Below are 20,369 nucleotides of genomic sequence, written 5' to 3' on the forward strand. Positions count from 1 at the left end.
ATGGAAAAATATTTAGTGATGGGAAATCCTGTCGAACATAGCCAATCACCTTTCATTCACCAGTTTTTTTCAAAACAAACTGGAATAGAGTATGGCTATGGACGTTTACTTGTTCCTTTGAATGAATTTGATAAAACAGCGTCTCAGTTTTTTGCTAATGGGGGACGAGGTGCTAATGTTACCGTCCCTTTTAAAGAAGATGCTTTTCGTTTTGTTGATAAATTGACAGATAGAGCAAAGGGATGTGGTGCGGTTAACTCTATTGTTAAACTGGATGATGGTACTCTTCTTGGTGATAATACCGATGGACAAGGGCTTATTTTGGATTTAGCCAGACTTGATTTTATTGTACCTGGTAAAGTTGGATCTGTTTTGGTGATTGGCGCTGGTGGTGCAACAAGAGGAATATTGCTTCCATTACTTGATTATGATTGTGATATTACCTTGACCAATCGTACATTCGCCAAAGCTGAGCAACTGGTAAAAGAATTTGGTCAATTTGGTACAATTCGGGCGATAGCCCCCGAAAATGTTGCTGATAGACATTATGATTTAATCATAAATGCATCTGCGTCTAGTATGATTAATGATTTACCACCTATTCCTAATGATGTGTATAGTTTTGAAACAGCTTGCTACGATCTTTATTATCAAGTAGGAATGACATCATTTTTATACAACGCATTAAAACATGGAAGTACACGTTTATCTGATGGATTAGGTATGCTTGTAGGGCAAGCGGCCTATGCATTTGAACTATGGTATGAGTATGTACCAGATATTAATCCTGTTTTAACTGTATTAAGAGAAAAATTGAATCAATGAACCAGTCTATTCAATTTCCAGATCGCGAAACATGGCTAGCTGAGAGTAATAGTGTTCTGTTTCCTGTTATGATCAATGGAATGCTTTTTAATTGTCAAATCACCGAGCAAGAGCTTATTGAGCGTTTTGGTGTTGGAGACGGAATTTTATTATTTAAACAAAATCGTTGGGATATTGAAGAAGAATTTGAAGAGCTGATCACCGAATATGAGTTATCAACTCTTCATCCTATTTATTCTTTATCAATGGCTGATTGATAAGTATCTAAATAATTATTTTTCCACCCGACATAATTATTAGCAGAATAGATAAAGTGCTCTATCTCTTCTGATGAGAGTGGACGGATCTTTTTAACTGGGCTTCCTAAGTAAAGAAAACCACTCTCAAGCCGTTTTCCTGGTGGAACTAAACTACCAGCACCAATCATGACATCATCTTCAATAATTGCACCATCGAGTAAAATAGATCCCATCCCAACTAACACTCGATTACCTATTGTGCATCCGTGTAACATTACTTTATGTCCAACAGTAACATTGTCACCAATAATAAGAGGAAAACCTTCAGGATCATTGTGAGAAATATGAGTGACATGAAGAACGGAACCATCTTGGATATTTGATCTTTCACCAATACTTATGTAATTCACATCCCCTCGAATAACCACCATCGGCCAGATACTGACATCTTTATTAATGCGTACATCGCCAATAACTGTTGCGGTCTCATCGATAAAAACATCTTTACCAATAGAAGGTGAAAGGTTTAAGTAGTTCCGAATTGCTGATTTCCCCATAATTTTGCCTCGTACTTGATTTTGCTTTGTATATAAGAAAAGCATAGCAGTGGATGGGGGGAGTTGACGAGAGAATGATCCCTACTATTCGTTACTATGGGGATCGAAAATACGGTAATAAAAGTAGAAGCAGAGCAATTAAGCATGATTGATAGAATATACCGAATAGACAATAAAAAGATAAGGCGTATATTTTTTGTACGCAAAAGGTGTTTTTAGTATCAAAAATAGACGCAAAGTTCAAAAAGAGAACGAACAGAAAAAAAATTGAAATAAACACTTGCGCTAATCCGAGATCTCCCTATAATGCGCATCCACTGTCCGGCGATGAGCAAACAACTAGCCACGCAGGACGGTGAAGAGAAAAGAAAAAAGTTTGAAAAAACTCTTGACTCTTCAGAGGAATAACGTAATATACGCCTCCTCGCAACAACGCAGAAGACCGGAAACGGCAGCGAATGTTGCACTGCTCTTTAACAAATTATCAGACAATCTGTGTGGGCACTCGCAGAGACGATATCTTCTAAAATATTAGATGTATCAAGTCTTGAAGAGTGAACAACAAAAGTAAATTCATTTATGAATAGCTAAGTTTTCGATTTCTTTGAGCATCAAACACTTTTAATTGAAGAGTTTGATCATGGCTCAGATTGAACGCTGGCGGCAGGCCTAACACATGCAAGTCGAGCGGTAACAGGAGAAAGCTTGCTTTCTTGCTGACGAGCGGCGGACGGGTGAGTAATGTATGGGGATCTGCCCGATAGAGGGGGATAACTACTGGAAACGGTGGCTAATACCGCATGACGTCTACGGACCAAAGCAGGGGCTCTTCGGACCTTGCGCTATCGGATGAACCCATATGGGATTAGCTAGTAGGTGAGGTAATGGCTCACCTAGGCGACGATCTCTAGCTGGTCTGAGAGGATGATCAGCCACACTGGGACTGAGACACGGCCCAGACTCCTACGGGAGGCAGCAGTGGGGAATATTGCACAATGGGCGCAAGCCTGATGCAGCCATGCCGCGTGTATGAAGAAGGCCTTAGGGTTGTAAAGTACTTTCAGCGGGGAGGAAGGTGATAAAGTTAATACCTTTATCAATTGACGTTACCCGCAGAAGAAGCACCGGCTAACTCCGTGCCAGCAGCCGCGGTAATACGGAGGGTGCAAGCGTTAATCGGAATTACTGGGCGTAAAGCGCACGCAGGCGGTCAATTAAGTCAGATGTGAAAGCCCCGAGCTTAACTTGGGAATTGCATCTGAAACTGGTTGGCTAGAGTCTTGTAGAGGGGGGTAGAATTCCACGTGTAGCGGTGAAATGCGTAGAGATGTGGAGGAATACCGGTGGCGAAGGCGGCCCCCTGGACAAAGACTGACGCTCAGGTGCGAAAGCGTGGGGAGCAAACAGGATTAGATACCCTGGTAGTCCACGCTGTAAACGATGTCGATTTAGAGGTTGTGGTCTTGAACCGTGGCTTCTGGAGCTAACGCGTTAAATCGACCGCCTGGGGAGTACGGCCGCAAGGTTAAAACTCAAATGAATTGACGGGGGCCCGCACAAGCGGTGGAGCATGTGGTTTAATTCGATGCAACGCGAAGAACCTTACCTACTCTTGACATCCAGAGAATCCTTTAGAGATAGAGGAGTGCCTTCGGGAACTCTGAGACAGGTGCTGCATGGCTGTCGTCAGCTCGTGTTGTGAAATGTTGGGTTAAGTCCCGCAACGAGCGCAACCCTTATCCTTTGTTGCCAGCGCGTGATGGCGGGAACTCAAAGGAGACTGCCGGTGATAAACCGGAGGAAGGTGGGGATGACGTCAAGTCATCATGGCCCTTACGAGTAGGGCTACACACGTGCTACAATGGCAGATACAAAGAGAAGCGACCTCGCGAGAGCAAGCGGAACTCATAAAGTCTGTCGTAGTCCGGATTGGAGTCTGCAACTCGACTCCATGAAGTCGGAATCGCTAGTAATCGTAGATCAGAATGCTACGGTGAATACGTTCCCGGGCCTTGTACACACCGCCCGTCACACCATGGGAGTGGGTTGCAAAAGAAGTAGGTAGCTTAACCTTCGGGAGGGCGCTTACCACTTTGTGATTCATGACTGGGGTGAAGTCGTAACAAGGTAACCGTAGGGGAACCTGCGGTTGGATCACCTCCTTACCTAAGAGATACGTGTTATGTGCAGTGCTCACACAGATTGTCTGATGAAGAACGAGCAAAAGCGCGTCTGCGAAGCTGACAAGAGTCCCCTTCGTCTAGAGGCCTAGGACACCGCCCTTTCACGGCGGTAACAGGGGTTCGAATCCCCTAGGGGACGCCAATTGCGCGGTATGAGTGAAAGGCGTACCACACTATAGTCTGATGCAAATCAGAGAATAGTTAAGATAATTTTAGCAAGTTATTTTAACTATTATGCTCTTTAACAATCTGGAACAAGCTGAAAAATTGAAAACAAATCAATATATCACCGAGGTATATTGATGAGTCTCTCAAAATCTCAAACTTTGAATGTGTTTTCGACATCGAAGTGGGATGAGCGAGCAATTTACAGTTCGAGGCGGCCAGCGCACAGCCAGCGCAACATACATGAGTATGTGAGCATGGCGAGCACTGCCCAACGACGAAATGTAATCTGCGCAGCCATCACCACCCAGACGTCTTCAAGAAAAGACATCTTCGGGTTGTGAGGTTAAGCGAATAAGCGTACACGGTGGATGCCTAGGCAATCAGAGGCGATGAAGGACGTGCTAATCTGCGATAAGCGTCGGTAAGGTGATATGAACCGTTATACCCGACGATTTCCGAATGGGGAAACCCAATATCCAATGGATATTATCATGACGTGAATACATAGCGTCATGAAGCGAACCGGGAGAACTGAAACATCTCAGTACCCCGAGGAAAAGAAATCAACCGAGATTCCCCTAGTAGCGGCGAGCGAACGGGGAACAGCCCAGAGTCTTAATCAATAGCAGCATCAGGAGAACGGTCTGGAAAGTCCGGCAGTAAAGGGTGATAGCCCCGTATCTGAAGATGCTGTTATTGTGAACTCGACGAGTAGGGCGGGACACGTGTTATCCTGTCTGAATATGGGGGGACCATCCTCCAAGGCTAAATACTCCTGATTGACCGATAGTGAACCAGTACCGTGAGGGAAAGGCGAAAAGAACCCCGGCGAGGGGAGTGAAAAAGAACCTGAAACCGTGTACGTACAAGCAGTAGGAGCCTCTTTATGGGGTGACTGCGTACCTTTTGTATAATGGGTCAGCGACTTATATTCTGTAGCAAGGTTAACCGTATAGGGGAGCCGTAGGGAAACCGAGTCTTAACTGGGCGAATGAGTTGCAGGGTATAGACCCGAAACCCGGTGATCTATCCATGGGCAGGTTGAAGGTTGGGTAACACTAACTGGAGGACCGAACCGACTAATGTTGAAAAATTAGCGGATGACTTGTGGATGGGGGTGAAAGGCCAATCAAACCGGGAGATAGCTGGTTCTCCCCGAAAGCTATTTAGGTAGCGCCTCGTGAACTCATCTTCGGGGGTAGAGCACTGTTTCGACTAGGGGGTCATCCCGACTTACCAACTCGATGCAAACTGCGAATACCGAAGAATGTTATCACGGGAGACACACGGCGGGTGCTAACGTCCGTCGTGAAGAGGGAAACAACCCAGACCGCCAGCTAAGGTCCCAAAGTCATGGTTAAGTGGGAAACGAAGTGGGAAGGCTCAGACAGCCAGGATGTTGGCTTAGAAGCAGCCATCATTTAAAGAAAGCGTAATAGCTCACTGGTCGAGTCGGCCCGCGCGGAAGATGTAACGGGGCTAAACCATGCACCGAAGCTGCGGCAGCGACACTATGTGTTGTTGGGTAGGGGAGCGTTCTGTAAGCCTGCGAAGGTGTACTGTGAGGTATGCTGGAGGTATCAGAAGTGCGAATGCTGACATAAGTAACGATAATGCGGGTGAAAAACCCGCACGCCGGAAGACCAAGGGTTCCTGTCCAACGTTAATCGGGGCAGGGTGAGTCGACCCCTAAGGCGAGGCTGAAAAGCGTAGTCGATGGGAAACGGGTTAATATTCCCGTACTGGTGGTAACTGCGATGGGGGAACGGAGAAGGCTAGGTTGTCCGGGCGACGGTCGTCCCGGTTCAAGCATGTAGGCAGAGTGATTAGGCAAATCCGGTCACTTAATGCTGAGGTGTGATGACGAGCCACTAAGGTGGTGAAGCAATTGATGCCCTGCTTCCAGGAAAAGCCTCTAAGCTTCAGGTTACCAACAATCGTACCCCAAACCGACACAGGTGGTCAGGTAGAGAATACTCAGGCGCTTGAGAGAACTCGGGTGAAGGAACTAGGCAAAATGGTGCCGTAACTTCGGGAGAAGGCACGCTGGCGGTAAGTGAAGTCCCTCGCGGACGGAGCCGAAGCCAGTCGAAGATACCAGCTGGCTGCAACTGTTTATTAAAAACACAGCACTGTGCAAACACGAAAGTGGACGTATACGGTGTGACGCCTGCCCGGTGCTGGAAGGTTAATTGATGGGGTTATCCGTAAGGAGAAGCTCTTGATCGAAGCCCCAGTAAACGGCGGCCGTAACTATAACGGTCCTAAGGTAGCGAAATTCCTTGTCGGGTAAGTTCCGACCTGCACGAATGGCGTAATGATGGCCAGGCTGTCTCCACCCGAGACTCAGTGAAATTGAACTCGCTGTGAAGATGCAGTGTACCCGCGGCAAGACGGAAAGACCCCGTGAACCTTTACTATAGCTTGACACTGAACATTGAGCCTTGATGTGTAGGATAGGTGGGAGACTTTGAAGTGTGGACGCCAGTCTGCATGGAGTCAACCTTGAAATACCACCCTTTAACGTTTGATGTTCTAACCTAGGTCCATAATCTGGATCGGGGACCGTGTCTGGTGGGTAGTTTGACTGGGGCGGTCTCCTCCTAAAGAGTAACGGAGGAGCACGAAGGTTGGCTAAGCATGGTCGGACATCATGCGGTTAGTGCAAAGGCATAAGCCAGCTTGACTGTGAGAGTGACGGCTCGAGCAGGTACGAAAGTAGGTCTTAGTGATCCGGTGGTTCTGAATGGAAGGGCCATCGCTCAACGGATAAAAGGTACTCCGGGGATAACAGGCTGATACCGCCCAAGAGTTCATATCGACGGCGGTGTTTGGCACCTCGATGTCGGCTCATCACATCCTGGGGCTGAAGTAGGTCCCAAGGGTATGGCTGTTCGCCATTTAAAGTGGTACGCGAGCTGGGTTTAGAACGTCGTGAGACAGTTCGGTCCCTATCTGCCGTGGGCGTTGGAAGATTGAGAGGGGTTGCTCCTAGTACGAGAGGACCGGAGTGAACGCACCACTGGTGTTCGGGTTGTCATGCCAATGGCATTGCCCGGTAGCTAAGTGCGGAAGAGATAACCGCTGAAAGCATCTAAGCGGGAAACTTGCCTCGAGATGAGTCTTCCCTGTCACCTTGAGTGACCTAAAGGAACGTTTAAGACTAAGACGTTGATAGGCTGGGTGTGTAAGCGTAGCGATACGTTGAGCTAACCAGTACTAATGAACCGTGAGGCTTAACCTGACAACACCGAAGGTGTTTTGTCTGAGAGACAGACAGTAGATGAAGTAAGCTTGTTTAAGATTGACATTACTGGCGACTGACTGAAAGGAAGGGAGCGGGTAATAAACCGAATTTGCTTGGCGGCCATAGCGCAACGGTCCCACCTGATCCCATGCCGAACTCAGAAGTGAAACGTTGTAGCGCCGATGGTAGTGTGGGGTCTCCCCATGTGAGAGTAGGGAACTGCCAGGCATTAAATTAAAGCATTAGTGTTGAAAAACATTAATCGCAAAAAAGAATACGCGGAGCGGTAGTTCAGTTGGTTAGAATACCTGCCTGTCACGCAGGGGGTCGCGGGTTCGAGTCCCGTCCGTTCCGCCAACTATTTAGGGGCGTAGTTCAATTGGTAGAGCACCGGTCTCCAAAACCGGGTGTTGGGAGTTCGAGCCTCTCCGCCCCTGCCAGTTACCAATTAAGTAATAACAAAATTTATACTTCTTTGTAGCCCAGTTAATTAACTGGGCTTTTTGTTATCTATTATTCTCTAAATCTTTCTTCCTGAGCATTTATTATGCTCTACCCTAACAAGCTGACAACACATTTCCCTATACCAATATATCAGTATGACACTATTGATATTTATTCTAATTAATGAAAAATAAGCTTAAATCCTGATGTTATTCATTGATAACTATAGAAAAAATTAAGCTTTATTGTTGGTTTATAGGCTGTTTTAATAGCTGTTGTATTAATGCTTGTTGATCACTGCTATTTAGCCAAACAGCAAATAAAGGCTTTTGAACAATATCTGTTGAGGCTGGCATAAGATCAGAATAAAGATCACGCCAATGTGTGGGAAGAAAAGCAACCGCATGTGTTGTTTTCATTAATTGATAGGCAATAGTTGCTGAATTAGTGGTTAAAATAGGATCAATTTTTGGCACTATTCCATTTGGAATAAAGGACTGAAAATCTGCACTCCACTCTATTTTGATAAATTGTGCTATTTCTTCTGTTTTATTTGATTTTATTTTCATCAACTGAAAAGTAATATCGCCAATAATTTTGCTTTCTAATTCATCCATCTTGGGTGCTTCAGTTGTAAAAAGAAGATCAAGTTCTCTTGCATGAAGTTGTTTTACAAGAGATTGCCTCGTAGAGACTCTAGATTCGATTCTGAGCTCTTTTCTTTCTAGATAAGATTCCTGTAACCAAGATGTTAGATAAGCTTCCCAGAGTGATGCTGTGGCGCCAATTGATAACTCAGAATGTTGAGATGCATGGCTAATTTCTTTTTTAGCTAAAAGCCAAGTATTCATTAACGATTCAGCATAAGGAATAAGCCTTTCACCAGCAACAGTGAGGCGGATATTATTGCGGTGGCGGGTAAACAGATTTGTGCCTAATTGTGTTTCTAATTGCCGTATTCTAAAACTAACCGCAGATTGCGTTAAATAAAGAGATTCAGCGGCTCGGCCAAAGTGTCTAGTCTTACTGACTTCCAAAAAGGTTTTCAGTAATTCGGTATCCACATCTATCTCCAAAAAAATTTGTCGTTACGATTTAAATATTTTGTTTTACAGAACCGCATGACTATCTAATACTCCGCGCCATAAGTATGACGATAGAGAATTAGGAGTGTGTCAGATGGCAGAAAGTTTTATCACGACTAATCGTTTTTTTGACAATAAACATTATCCGCGTGGTTTTTCTCGTCATGGCGATTTCACTATCAAGGAATCCCAGATATTGGAACGTCATGGTCAAGCCTTTAATGAACTTGATTTAGGTAAACGAGAACCTACAACTGAAACGGAAAAATTATTTGTTGCCATGTGTCGTGGCGAACGAGAAGCAGCAACGGTTGAAGAAAAAATTTGGAAGAAATATACCAGTCGTATAAGTCGTCCAAAACGTTTTCATACATTATCGGGTGGAAAGCCACAGCTCGATCCATCTGATGACTATACCGACTCTGATGATTAATATCATTAGTTTTAGTAAAAAGGAGCGTTTTTTCGCTCCTTTTTACTTATCCATCTAATTGCTTTTGTAAATAGATCATTAATCTATCCATTGCGCGAAAGCTTAATGCTTCAATTAAATGATTTCTCTGTATTTTCTCTTCATCAGCAAGATCTGCAATTGTTCTCGATACTCTTAAGATTTTATGCCATGCTCGTATAGATAATCCTAATTTATTGAGTGTATCTTCGAGAAAAGTGGCATCACTGGTATTTAATGAGCAATAGCATTCAATTTCTTTCCCTGTTAGGTAAGTATTCACTTTTCCGCACCGTAAAAATTGTCGTTCTCTTGCTTTTAAAACTCTGGCTCTAATTGTCATGCTATTTTCTGTCTCAAATGAAGGATGAATCAGTGCGCCTTGAGGAAGAAGGGGCATCTCGACAGATAAATCAAATCTATCTAAAAAAGGCCCAGAAACCTTGCTTAAATAGCGTAATATCTGTTTTATCGGTGCTCGATTATGATTACCTTGATAGTGTCCTGTTGGGCTTGGATTTAATGCACCTATCAGTAAAACATTCGCTGGATAGCTTATTTTGGCTTTGGCTCGTGAAATAGTAATCTCTCTCGCATCGAGTGGCTCACGTAATGCGTCCAGTACACGGCGTTCAAACTCTGGCAATTCATCTAAAAACAAGATCCCATGATGTGCTAAGGTAATTTCTCCCGGTTTAGGAAGTGTTCCACCTCCCGTTAGAGCAACCGCAGATGAAGTATGATGTGGAGCTCTAAAAGGTCTTAAAGGCCATTTTCGTTCATTAAATGTAATTCCTCTTAAACTACTAATGACCAAGACATCAAGTGCTTCTTTGGGGGTTAAAGGAGGGAGAAGCGTACTTATTCTTTGTGCTAACATTGTTTTCCCAGTCCCAGGCGGGCCAAGAAATAAAATGTTGTGATTTCCTGCTGCTGTAATTTCTGCGGCTCTTTTTGCATTATTTTGACCAATTATATCGCTCATATCTTTATTATCTTGATTTTCAATTGCGTCATTAATAATAAATTCTTCCGCTTCAATTAATGGCGTATTATTTTCTAGATGATGACAAATTTCTAAAAGATGAGAGGCTAATAAAGTAGATCTATTTGGTAATAATGAAACTTCAGTTTGATGTTCTATTGATACAATACATATTCGATGATCTTTTGAAGCGCTAAGTACGGAAGGAATAATAGCGTTTACTCGTTGAAGTTTACCTGAAAGTGCAAGCTCTCCAATAAACTCATAACATTCTAATTTATTTGAGGTTAATTGCTCTGATGCAATTAATATTGCAAGTGCAATAGGTAGATCATAACGCGCTCCTTCTTTGGGTAAATCGGCAGGCGAAAGGTTAATTGTTATTCTTTTTGCTGGATAAATATATCCACTATTAATTAATGCGCTTCTTACTCTGTCTTTTGCTTCTTTAACGACTGTCTCAGGCAAGCCCACTAATGTTAATCCGGGTAATCCTTGACTAATATGTGCTTCAATCGTAATAAGTGGTGCTGAAATTCCTAAAGAAGCTCGAGTATATATTATTGCCAATGCCATTTTTTATTCTCCATTATTTTTAATCTTTTTAATTTATTTTTTCTTGTGTGTTAAATGGAGTGTTAAATAAATGCGAGATATCTCTAAAATAAAACAACGTATTGAAATATAATAAAAATATAAATTCAGATATAATTATTTAAAGTAATATAAAATTAATTAAATATATATTTATCATCTAAGTTCAAATAAAAAAATTCAATAATTAAAAAAATAAAATACCAGCATTAACAACAGCATTAATCACTAATAAATTAATAATTTAAAGGTTAATAGTCTGATGGGTGTTTGGTTTATAAAAATATTCATAAAAATCATTATGTTGAGATTATTTTTAAAATAAACGTTGTCAATACTAAAATATCATGATAACTCTAAAAGGACAGAGTGAAAGAAAACACAACAAACATACATTTTTAATAAGAAAAGAAGTTATAAAACTATGAATACTATCGTCCTAGTGATTAGCCTAATTATTGTCAGCGTGGTGGTGATTATTAACCCACCGTGCGGGGCTGCACTAGGACGAAGAAAGGCTAACTAAACTAGCCGGATCTCTTAAAAACCCCCGCACCGAAAGGCGCGGGGGTTTTTTTTGAGCCTGAGTTTGAAAAAGAGATTAAATAGAAAATAAATTCAAATTAAACAAGAAGTTAAGATGGTAGGGTGAGAGGATGAATGGAGCACAGTGGTTAGTACAGGCATTACGAAAACAGCAAGTTGAAACCGTCTTTGGTTATCCTGGTGGTGCGATTATGCCTGTTTATGACGCACTCTATGATGGCGGTATTGAACATATTTTATGTCGTCATGAACAAGGTGCTGCCATTGCTGCTATCGGTTTCGCCCGTTCTACTGGTACAACAGGTGTTTGTATTGCGACATCAGGCCCAGGCGCTACTAATGTTATCACTGGACTTGCTGATGCATTGTTAGACTCTGTGCCTGTTGTTGCTATTACAGGGCAAGTTGCCTCTGATTTAATTGGGACTGATGCATTTCAAGAGATTGATGTTTTAGGTCTTTCGTTGGCATGTACTAAACACAGTTTTTTAGTCTCATCTGTGGATGAATTACCAAGAGTATTATCAGAGGCATTCTCTATAGCCTCTCAAGGGCGTCCTGGCCCTGTTTTAATTGATATCCCGAAAGATGTTCAATTAGCTGATGCTTCCCATTTATCAAGTTATGAATTACCTGAGGAACAAGAATTTCCTTATCCAACACAAGAGCTAGCACAAGCTAAACAGATGTTAGCACAGGCACAAAAACCTATTTTGTATGTAGGTGGAGGTGTTGCCATGAGCAATGCCGTGGATGAATTAAGAGAGTTTGTGAAACAAACCGAAATACCTGTTGTTTCCACTTTAAAAGGGTTGGGCTGTGCTGATGCGTCAGATGATAATTATTTAGGCATGTTAGGCATGCATGGCACTAAAGCGGCAAATTATGCAGTTCAGCGTAGTGATTTATTAATTGCTGTTGGTGCGCGTTTTGATGATCGCGTCACGGGGCGATTAAATACTTTTGCGCCTAATGCCAAGGTTATCCATATCGATATCGATCATGCAGAATTAAATAAATTAAAACAGGCGCATGTTGCGTTATTGGGGGATGCTAAGGTGTTGTTGCCTGTATTGTCTCAGTCATTATCTATCGCATCTTGGCAACAAGAAGTACAAGAATTAAAAACAGAACATGCTTGGCGTTATGATCATCCGGGCTCTGCAATTTATGCCCCTTTGTTATTAAAACAATTATCAGATGCCAAACCTAAAAATACCGTTGTGACAACAGATGTAGGCCAGCATCAAATGTGGTCGGCGCAACATATGACATTTGATGCACCTGAAAATTTTATTACTTCAAGTGGTTTAGGCACCATGGGATTTGGTATCCCTGCGGCAGTAGGCGCTCAAATTGCTAGACCTGATGCATGTGTTATCTGCGTATCAGGCGACGGCTCTTTTATGATGAATGTGCAGGAACTGGGCACAATCAAACGTAAACAATTACCAATCAAACTGGTGTTATTAGATAACCAACGTCTTGGTATGGTTCGCCAATGGCAAGAATTATTTTTTGAACAACGTTATAGCGAAACAATTTTAACGGATAATCCAGATTTCGTTGCCTTGGCAAAAGCATTTGATATTCCGGGGCAACGTATCACAGAAAAAGCACAGGTTGCTGATGCTATTACATGTTTATTAGAGAGCGATGGCCCTTATTTACTACAGGTATCTATCGATGACGCTGAAAATGTCTGGCCTTTAGTTCCGCCGGGCGCAAGTAATGATGAGATGATGGAGAAATCAAAATGAACCAACACAATATCACAATTGAAGCCCGTTTTTGTCCAGAGATCTTAGAACGTATCCTGAGAGTTATCCGCCATCGTGGTTTTCATATATGCTCAATGAACATGAATATCACGGAAAGTAATAATATCAATTTAAGCCTGACTGTAAGCAGCCAGCGACCATTAGAACTTTTATGCAGCCAGTTAACAAAATTAGCTGATGTTGCAGGTATTCAAGTATCACATCAACAAAAAGAAAAATTACGGTTCATGAATGCACTCAGTGCCATGTAAGGATAAAAGAATGACAAAGCAAGCTGATTATATTTGGTTTAACGGTGAAATGGTTCCATGGGCTGAGGCAAAAGTTCATGTGATGTCTCACGCATTACATTATGGTACTTCCGTATTTGAAGGTGTGCGTTGTTACAATTCTCATAAAGGTCCTGTGGTATTTCGCCATCGTGAGCATATGCAACGTTTACATGACTCAGCCAAAATCTATCGTATGCCTGTTGAGCAAAGCGTTGATGAGTTAATGGAAGCATGTCGTGAAACCTTACGTAAAAACAAATTAGTCAGTGCTTATATTCGCCCATTAGTTTTCATCGGTGATGTTGGTATGGGGGTTAATCCTCCGGCCGGTTATAAAACGGATGTGATTATCGCTGCATTCCCTTGGGGAGCATATCTTGGTGAAGAAGCTTTAGATAAAGGTATTGATTCAATGGTTTCTTCTTGGCATCGTGCGGCACCAAATACTATTCCAACCGCAGCTAAAGCTGGTGGTAACTATTTATCATCATTATTAGTGGGTAGCGAAGCGCGCCGTCATGGCTATCAAGAAGGGATAGCATTAGATGTTCATGGCTATTTATCAGAAGGTGCAGGTGAAAACTTATTTGAAGTAAAAGATGGTGTTATTTTTACACCTCCATTTACTTCATCAGCACTGCCGGGGATCACGCGTGATGCCATCATCAAATTAGCAAAAGATCTAGGTTATGAAGTGCGTGAACAAGTGCTTTCTCGTGAATCACTTTATCTTGCAGACGAAGTCTTTATGTCAGGCACAGCCGCAGAGATAACACCAGTACGTAGCGTTGATGGTATTCAAGTAGGTATCGGACGTTGTGGCCCAGTGACCAAAGCAATTCAAAAAGCCTTCTTTGGTCTGTTTACGGGTGAAACAGAAGATAAATACGGCTGGTTAGATCCAATCAATTCATAAACATAATCAAATAAATTTGTTTAGCGGGTAGATCGTTCCCTACTCGCTTTCTTTATCGCAGGAGTGTGAAAAATGCCTAAATACCGTTCAGCAACAACGACACACGGTCGTAATATGGCTGGAGCCCGTGCCTTATGGCGTGCAACAGGAATGACTGATGCTGATTTTGGTAAACCCATTATCGCAGTTGTGAACTCATTTACGCAATTCGTACCGGGTCATGTGCATCTGCGGGATTTAGGAAAACTCGTTGCTGAGCAAATTGAAGCCGCTGGTGGTGTCGCTAAAGAATTTAATACCATTGCGGTTGATGATGGTATCGCAATGGGACACGGTGGCATGCTTTACTCTTTGCCATCCCGTGAACTTATCGCAGACTCTGTTGAATATATGGTTAATGCGCACTGTGCTGATGCAATGGTGTGTATCTCAAACTGCGACAAGATCACCCCAGGGATGTTAATGGCGTCTTTACGTTTAAATATTCCGGTTATTTTTGTTTCTGGTGGCCCTATGGAAGCGGGAAAAACGAAGCTTTCAGACCAACTGATCAAATTAGATCTGGTTGATGCCATGATCCAAGGCGCAAACCCAAATGTCAGTGATGCTGATAGTGAACAAATTGAGCGATCAGCTTGCCCAACGTGTGGATCGTGTTCGGGTATGTTTACTGCAAATTCCATGAACTGTTTAACTGAAGCTCTGGGATTATCTCAACCGGGAAATGGCTCATTACTTGCAACACATGCTGATCGTGAAACACTATTTATTAATGCGGGTAAGCGTATTGTTGAATTAACCAAACGCTATTATGAAAAAGATGATGAATCTGCATTACCACGCAATATTGCCAAAAAAGAAGCCTTCGAAAATGCGATGATCTTAGATATCGCAATGGGCGGCTCGACAAATACGGTTCTGCATTTATTAGCAGCGGCTCAAGAAGGTGAAGTTGATTTCACTATGGAAGATATCGACAGACTTTCTCGCCAAGTACCTCATTTATGCAAAGTAGCTCCAAGTACACAAAAATATCATATGGAAGATGTTCACCGTGCAGGTGGAGTTATGGGTATTTTAGGTGAATTGGACAGAGCCGGATTACTCAACCGCAATGTGGGTAATATCTTAGGATTAAGCTTGTCAGAAACGTTAGCACAATATGATGTAATGTTAACACAAGATGAACAAGTAAAATCAATGTTCCAAGCAGGCCCTGCAGGTATTCGTACAACAAAGGCTTTCTCTCAAAATTGTCGTTGGCCAACCTTAGATACTGATCGTGAAAACGGATGTATCCGTAGTAAAGAACATGCTTATAGCCAAGATGGTGGATTGGCGGTGTTATCTGGTAATTTAGCGGAAGATGGTTGTATCGTTAAAACAGCGGGTGTTGATGAAGATAACTTGGTCTTTAGTGGCCCTGCAAAAGTATATGAAAGCCAAGATGATGCGGTAGAGGCCATTTTAGGTGGAAAAGTAGTTGCTGGCGATGTGGTAATTATTCGCTATGAAGGCCCTAAAGGTGGTCCTGGAATGCAAGAGATGTTGTACCCAACCTCTTATTTAAAATCAATGGGATTAGGGAAAGCTTGTGCACTTATTACTGATGGACGTTTCTCTGGTGGCACATCTGGTTTATCTATCGGGCATGTTTCACCTGAAGCGGCAAATGGTGGCGTAATTGGTTTAGTGGAAGAAGGCGATATTGTCTCTATCAATATTCCAACCAGAGAAATCTCATTAAAGGTAGATGATAAAACGTTATCAGCTCGTCGTGATGCACAAAATGCCCGTGGTGATAAAGCATGGACACCACAAAATAGACAGCGCCAAGTTTCGTTTGCCTTACGTGCTTACGCCTCTTTAGCCACTAGTGCCGATAAAGGCGCGGTGCGTGATAAATCTAAGTTAGGGGGCTAAAAGATGGCTGCCTTTAGACCTTTAAATTCAGCGCCAAGTAGCGCTGAATATTTAAAAGCGGCGCTGAGCGCACCCGTTTATGAAGCCGCAATAGTAACCCCGCTTCAAGAGATGACAAAAATCTCTGAACGTTTAGAAAATATTATTTTAGTTAAGCGAGAAGACCGACAACCAGTTCATAGCTTTAAATTACGTGGTGCTTATACCATGATAGCGGGACTGACTCCTGAGCAAAAAGAGAAAGGTGTCGTGACGGCGTCAGCGGGGAACCACGCACAAGGTGTTGCATTGTCAGCCAATCGAATGGGAGTAAAAGCTCTCATTGTGATGCCAGTTGCAACAGCAGATATCAAAGTTGATGCTGTTCGCCAATTTGGTGGAGAAGCGTTGCTTTATGGGGCTAATTTTGATGAAGCAAAAGCAAAAGCTATCGCGCTATCAGAAGAGATGGGATACACCTTTGTGCCGCCTTTTGATCATCCTGCTGTAATTGCTGGGCAAGCGACATTGGCGATGGAGCTTTTACAACAAGATGTCCATCTTGATCGAATTTTTGTGCCTGTTGGTGGCGGTGGCTTAATTGCAGGTGTCGCCGTATTAATCAAACAGCTTATGCCAGAGATTAAGGTAATAGGTGTTGAAGCTGAAGAAGCTGCATGCTTAAAAGCTGCTTTAGAAGTAGGGCATCCCGTTGAATTAGCAAGAGTTGGATTATTTGCTGAAGGTGTTGCGGTTAAACGTATTGGTGATGAAACGTTCCGTTTATGCCAAAAATATGTTGATGATGTTATCACTGTGGATAGTGATGCAATTTGTGCCGCAGTAAAAGATTTATTTGAAGATGTACGTGCGATTGCAGAACCTTCAGGTGCATTGGCATTAGCTGGGCTCAAAAAATACGTAGAAGAACACCAAATCAAAGGTGAGCGTCTTGCGCATGTTCTTTCTGGTGCAAATGTGAATTTTCATGGTTTACGCTATGTTTCTGAACGCTGTGAGCTCGGTGAAAAACGTGAAGCGCTATTGGCGGTGACTATTCCTGAACAGAAAGGAAGTTTCTTACGTTTTTGTCAAATCTTAGGTCAACGGGTTGTTACTGAGTTTAATTATCGTTATAGCGATGCTGATCCCGAAAATGCACGTATTTTTGTCGGTGTACGGCTAAGCCAAGGGTTACAAGAACGCAAAGAAATTTTACGTGAACTCACGGTAGCGGGTTATCAAGTTGCTGATTTATCTGATGATGAAATGGCAAAATTGCATGTGCGTTATATGGTTGGTGGGCGTCCGAATAAACCACTTAAAGAGCGCCTGTTTAGCTTTGAATTTCCAGAATCTCCGGGCGCTTTAATGAAGTTTCTAAAAACATTAGGGACTTATTGGAATATTACCTTATTTCATTATCGTAGCCATGGTACGGATTATGGACGTGTGCTGGTGGCATTTGAACTCCCTGAAACGGAAGGGCGTTTTGAGCGACATTTAGATGACTTGGGTTATGAGTATCATGATGAGACAGGAAACCCTTCTTTTCAATTATTCTTGTCACCGCAACCAGCAAGTTTAGTCGTGGAGTAATCGCCAAAAAGCACTGATAACGGGTTCTTGAAGGCGTTTGTGTAATGTGCAAACGCCCAATTCAAAAGGTTCTACCATTGAAATATTATCAAGTGAAGAGATGCGATTACGTACAGGTTCAGGACAGTTATCAACGACAACCTGAGGGATAAGTGCAATACCACAACCTAATGCAACCATTGAAACAATTGCTTCATGTCCCGAAACCGTCGCATAAATTGAGGGATTATGGATACGATGGCGCTTAAACCATAGTGCGATCCGTTGTCTTGATGGACCATGTTCAGGAATGATAAACGGAATATTGAGCCAATCTGGTTTCTCTTGAGTTGCAAGATGGCGAACATTGCAAGGTAGTGCTGGTGCAATCAGCACTAATGGGATTTCACCTATTTTTTCAAAACAGATATTTTCAGGAAGTTTGTCAGGTTTACCCGCGATACCTAAATCCGCTTCATCAGATTGCACTTTATCGACCGCGTCAGCCGCATCACCTGTCGTGAGTTTTATTTCGACTAATGGGTTTTCAGCTCGAAAACGATCAAGAATAGGAGGCAAATGACTGTAAGCGGCAGTCACAGAACAGAATAGGCGTAACTCACCAGAAAGGCTGGGGCTATTTTGATTTAGCGTGTGTTTAAGTTGCTTATATTGCAATAAGGTTTGTTGGGCATAGCGCTTTAATTGTTCACCAGCATCAGTAAGGGTGACTTGTCGGTTGTCACGTAAAAACAGTGGATGGCCTAAGCTTTCCTCAAGGCGTTGAATTTGACGAGATAGTGTAGAAGGGCTGACGTGCATTGCTTGTGCAGTCTTGGTGAAATGACAGCTTTCCGCTAAATGTACAAAGAGCTTGAGATCACGAATATCCATTGTCAGGCACTCATGTGATAAAAAAGAACGTTGCATTTTTTGCAACACTATCTTGTAAATATATCAATTTAAGCAACGGCTTTCATCCCCTATAGTAAAGTCATGCAACACCTCACAGAGAGTGAGGATAATAATAGCAAACACATACACAACGATTTTGGAGTCTTCTATGGCAAATTATTTTAATACATTGAATCTGCGTCAGCAGTTGTCGCAATTAGGTAAATGTCGCTTTATGTCACGTGAAGAATTTGCTGATGAAGCAAATTACCTGAAAGGCAAAAAAGTCGTTATCGTTGGTTGTGGCGCTCAAGGCCTTAACCAAGGTTTAAATATGCGTGATTCTGGTTTGAATATCGCCTATGCATTACGTCAAGAAGCAATTAATGAAAAACGTGCATCATGGCGTCGTGCGACTGAAAATGGTTTTGAAGTTGGAACCTATGAAGCACTGATCCCACAAGCAGATTTAGTCGTTAACTTAACGCCAGACAAACAACACTCAGCGGTTGTTCAAGCGGTTCAACCACTGATGAAATCAGGTGCAGCATTAGGCTATTCTCATGGTTTTAATATCGTTGAAGTGGGCGAAAAAATTCGTGATGACATTACCGTTGTTATGGTTGCACCGAAATGTCCAGGTACTGAAGTTCGTGAAGAATATAAGCGTGGCTTTGGTGTTCCAACATTGATTGCTGTTCACCCAGAGAACGATGCAAAAGGTGAAGGTATGGCTATTGCTAAAGCATGGGCCGCGGCAACTGGTGGACATCGTGCCGGCGTTTTAGAGTCTTCTTTTGTTGCTGAAGTAAAATCAGACTTAATGGGTGAGCAAACAATTCTGTGCGGTATGTTACAAGCAGGCTCACTGTTATGTTACGACAAAATGGTTGCTGATGGCGTAGAGCCAGGTTATGCAGGTAAGCTTATTCAGTTTGGTTGGGAAACCATTACGGAAGCCTTGAAGCAAGGTGGTATCACCTTGATGATGGACAGATTATCTAATCCAGCAAAAATGCGTGCTTATGCATTATCAGAACAATTGAAAGAAATCATGGCTCCGTTGTTTGCTAAACATATGGATGACATCATTTCAGGGAAATTCTCTGAGACAATGATGGCTGACTGGGCAAATGATGATAAAAACTTGCTGACATGGCGTGAAGAGACCGGAGCGAGTGCTTTTGAAAATTACCCTGAATATGAGGGCAGAATCAGCGAGCAAGAGTACTTTGATCACGGAGTATTAATGGTTGCGATGGTTAAAGCCGGTGTTGAATTAGCCTTTGATACGATGATTGAAGCAGGTATTTTTGCTGAATCAGCATATTATGAATCACTGCATGAGTTGCCATTAATCGCAAATACCATTGCTCGTAAGCGTTTATATGAAATGAACGTGGTTATCTCTGATACCGCAGAATACGGTAACTATCTGTTCTCATTCGCTGTTGTTCCTATGCTGAAAGAGTTTATGACAACATTGCAATCTGGTGATTTAGCGAAAAAAGTTCAAGATAATGGAACAGATAACGCACAATTACGTGATATCAATGAAGCAATTCGTCAGCACCCAATTGAAGCCGTAGGTAAAACGTTGCGCGGGTATATGACGGATATGAAGAAGATTGCGGTCGGCAACTAATTTTTTGTTGCTCTTTACGCGATAAGTGCGTTGGCTTCGCTCTGTTACCCAAGGCAC

General features: G+C 42.6%; 14 protein-coding genes, 3 tRNA genes and 3 rRNA genes. 16 read left to right on the forward strand and 4 right to left on the reverse strand.

Annotated features, from left to right (window positions below; translation table 11 throughout):
* Both aroE and GTH24_RS00840 read left to right on the forward strand, forming a co-directional pair.
* Positions 1-825, forward strand: a complete 825-nt coding sequence (gene aroE, locus GTH24_RS00835) for a shikimate dehydrogenase (protein ID WP_072071073.1) — start codon at positions 1-3, stop codon at positions 823-825.
* Positions 822-1,082, forward strand: a complete 261-nt coding sequence (locus GTH24_RS00840; RefSeq protein ID WP_072071072.1) for a DUF1488 domain-containing protein — start codon at positions 822-824, stop codon at positions 1,080-1,082. The genes aroE and GTH24_RS00840 overlap by 4 nt, the downstream gene beginning before the upstream one ends.
* Here GTH24_RS00840 and GTH24_RS00845 read toward each other — a convergent pair.
* Positions 1,058-1,621, reverse strand: coding sequence for a gamma carbonic anhydrase family protein (locus GTH24_RS00845; RefSeq protein WP_072071071.1), 564 nt, complete (start codon positions 1,619-1,621; stop codon positions 1,058-1,060). The genes GTH24_RS00840 and GTH24_RS00845 overlap by 25 nt on opposite strands.
* A gap of 622 nt (positions 1,622-2,243) precedes the next feature.
* Between GTH24_RS00845 and GTH24_RS00850 the strand changes: the two genes are divergently transcribed.
* The 6 genes from GTH24_RS00850 to GTH24_RS00875 all read left to right on the forward strand — a co-directional run bounded on the left by GTH24_RS00850 (position 2,244) and on the right by GTH24_RS00875 (position 7,659).
* A 16S ribosomal RNA gene (locus tag GTH24_RS00850) occupies positions 2,244-3,786 on the forward strand.
* Positions 3,787-3,870: 84 nt separating this feature from the next.
* A tRNA-Glu gene (locus tag GTH24_RS00855) sits at positions 3,871-3,946 on the forward strand.
* Positions 3,947-4,313: 367 nt separating this feature from the next.
* Positions 4,314-7,216, forward strand: a 23S ribosomal RNA gene (locus GTH24_RS00860).
* A 115-nt stretch (positions 7,217-7,331) separates the two neighbouring features.
* Positions 7,332-7,447, forward strand: a 5S ribosomal RNA gene (gene rrf / locus GTH24_RS00865).
* The 16S, 23S and 5S rRNA genes sit together here with 3 tRNA genes alongside, the layout of an rRNA operon.
* A 52-nt stretch (positions 7,448-7,499) precedes the next feature.
* Positions 7,500-7,576: transfer RNA gene (locus GTH24_RS00870), tRNA-Asp, on the forward strand.
* Between the two features lie 7 nt (positions 7,577-7,583).
* Positions 7,584-7,659: transfer RNA gene (locus GTH24_RS00875), tRNA-Trp, on the forward strand.
* Positions 7,660-7,905: 246 nt separating this feature from the next.
* Here the strand turns inward: GTH24_RS00875 and hdfR are convergent.
* The gene (gene hdfR, locus GTH24_RS00880; protein WP_072070867.1) at positions 7,906-8,727 is read right to left on the reverse strand and encodes an HTH-type transcriptional regulator HdfR; all 822 of its coding nucleotides are present in this window, start codon (positions 8,725-8,727) and stop codon (positions 7,906-7,908) included.
* A gap of 115 nt (positions 8,728-8,842) precedes the next feature.
* Between hdfR and GTH24_RS00885 the strand changes: the two genes are divergently transcribed.
* On the forward strand, positions 8,843-9,181 hold the full coding sequence (locus GTH24_RS00885) for a DUF413 domain-containing protein (protein WP_072070866.1): 339 nt from the start codon (positions 8,843-8,845) through the stop codon (positions 9,179-9,181).
* Between the two features lie 46 nt (positions 9,182-9,227).
* Here the strand turns inward: GTH24_RS00885 and GTH24_RS00890 are convergent, their stop codons facing one another.
* Positions 9,228-10,760: a YifB family Mg chelatase-like AAA ATPase gene (locus GTH24_RS00890; protein WP_072070865.1), complete on the reverse strand. Its 1,533-nt coding sequence runs from the start codon at positions 10,758-10,760 to the stop codon at positions 9,228-9,230.
* A 442-nt stretch (positions 10,761-11,202) separates the two neighbouring features.
* Between GTH24_RS00890 and ilvL the strand changes: the two genes are divergently transcribed.
* From ilvL to ilvA, 6 genes are all read left to right on the forward strand, one after another.
* Positions 11,203-11,304 (forward strand): ilv operon leader peptide, encoded by a 102-nt coding sequence (gene ilvL / locus GTH24_RS00895; protein WP_071788577.1) that lies wholly within the window; start codon positions 11,203-11,205, stop codon positions 11,302-11,304.
* A gap of 130 nt (positions 11,305-11,434) precedes the next feature.
* Positions 11,435-13,084, forward strand: coding sequence for an acetolactate synthase 2 catalytic subunit (gene ilvG, locus GTH24_RS00900; protein WP_072070864.1), 1,650 nt, complete (start codon positions 11,435-11,437; stop codon positions 13,082-13,084).
* A complete protein-coding gene (gene ilvM, locus GTH24_RS00905; protein WP_023583660.1) occupies positions 13,081-13,356 on the forward strand; it encodes an acetolactate synthase 2 small subunit in 276 nt (91 codons plus the stop codon). The genes ilvG and ilvM overlap by 4 nt, the downstream gene beginning before the upstream one ends.
* Before the next feature lie 10 nt (positions 13,357-13,366).
* Entirely contained in the window at positions 13,367-14,293 is a 927-nt protein-coding gene (locus GTH24_RS00910) for a branched-chain amino acid transaminase (RefSeq protein WP_164525844.1), read from the forward strand.
* Between the two features lie 72 nt (positions 14,294-14,365).
* Positions 14,366-16,216, forward strand: a complete 1,851-nt coding sequence (gene ilvD, locus GTH24_RS00915) for a dihydroxy-acid dehydratase (RefSeq protein WP_072070863.1) — start codon at positions 14,366-14,368, stop codon at positions 16,214-16,216.
* Between the two features lie 3 nt (positions 16,217-16,219).
* Positions 16,220-17,794 (forward strand): threonine ammonia-lyase, biosynthetic, encoded by a 1,575-nt coding sequence (gene ilvA / locus GTH24_RS00920; RefSeq protein WP_072070862.1) that lies wholly within the window; start codon positions 16,220-16,222, stop codon positions 17,792-17,794.
* Here the strand turns inward: ilvA and ilvY are convergent.
* Positions 17,780-18,667: an HTH-type transcriptional activator IlvY gene (gene ilvY, locus GTH24_RS00925; RefSeq protein ID WP_072070861.1), complete on the reverse strand. Its 888-nt coding sequence runs from the start codon at positions 18,665-18,667 to the stop codon at positions 17,780-17,782. The genes ilvA and ilvY overlap by 15 nt on opposite strands.
* A 169-nt stretch (positions 18,668-18,836) precedes the next feature.
* Here ilvY and ilvC point away from each other — a divergent pair, with 169 nt between their 5' ends.
* Positions 18,837-20,312 carry a ketol-acid reductoisomerase gene (gene ilvC / locus GTH24_RS00930; RefSeq protein WP_164525845.1) on the forward strand — a complete coding sequence of 492 codons (1,476 nt, stop codon included), beginning with the start codon at positions 18,837-18,839 and terminating at the stop codon, positions 20,310-20,312.
* Positions 20,313-20,369 lie beyond the last annotated feature (57 nt).

Origin of the sequence: Proteus vulgaris, from assembly GCF_011045815.1 — a bacterium.
In the GTDB taxonomy this organism is placed as follows: domain Bacteria; phylum Pseudomonadota; class Gammaproteobacteria; order Enterobacterales; family Enterobacteriaceae; genus Proteus; species Proteus vulgaris_B.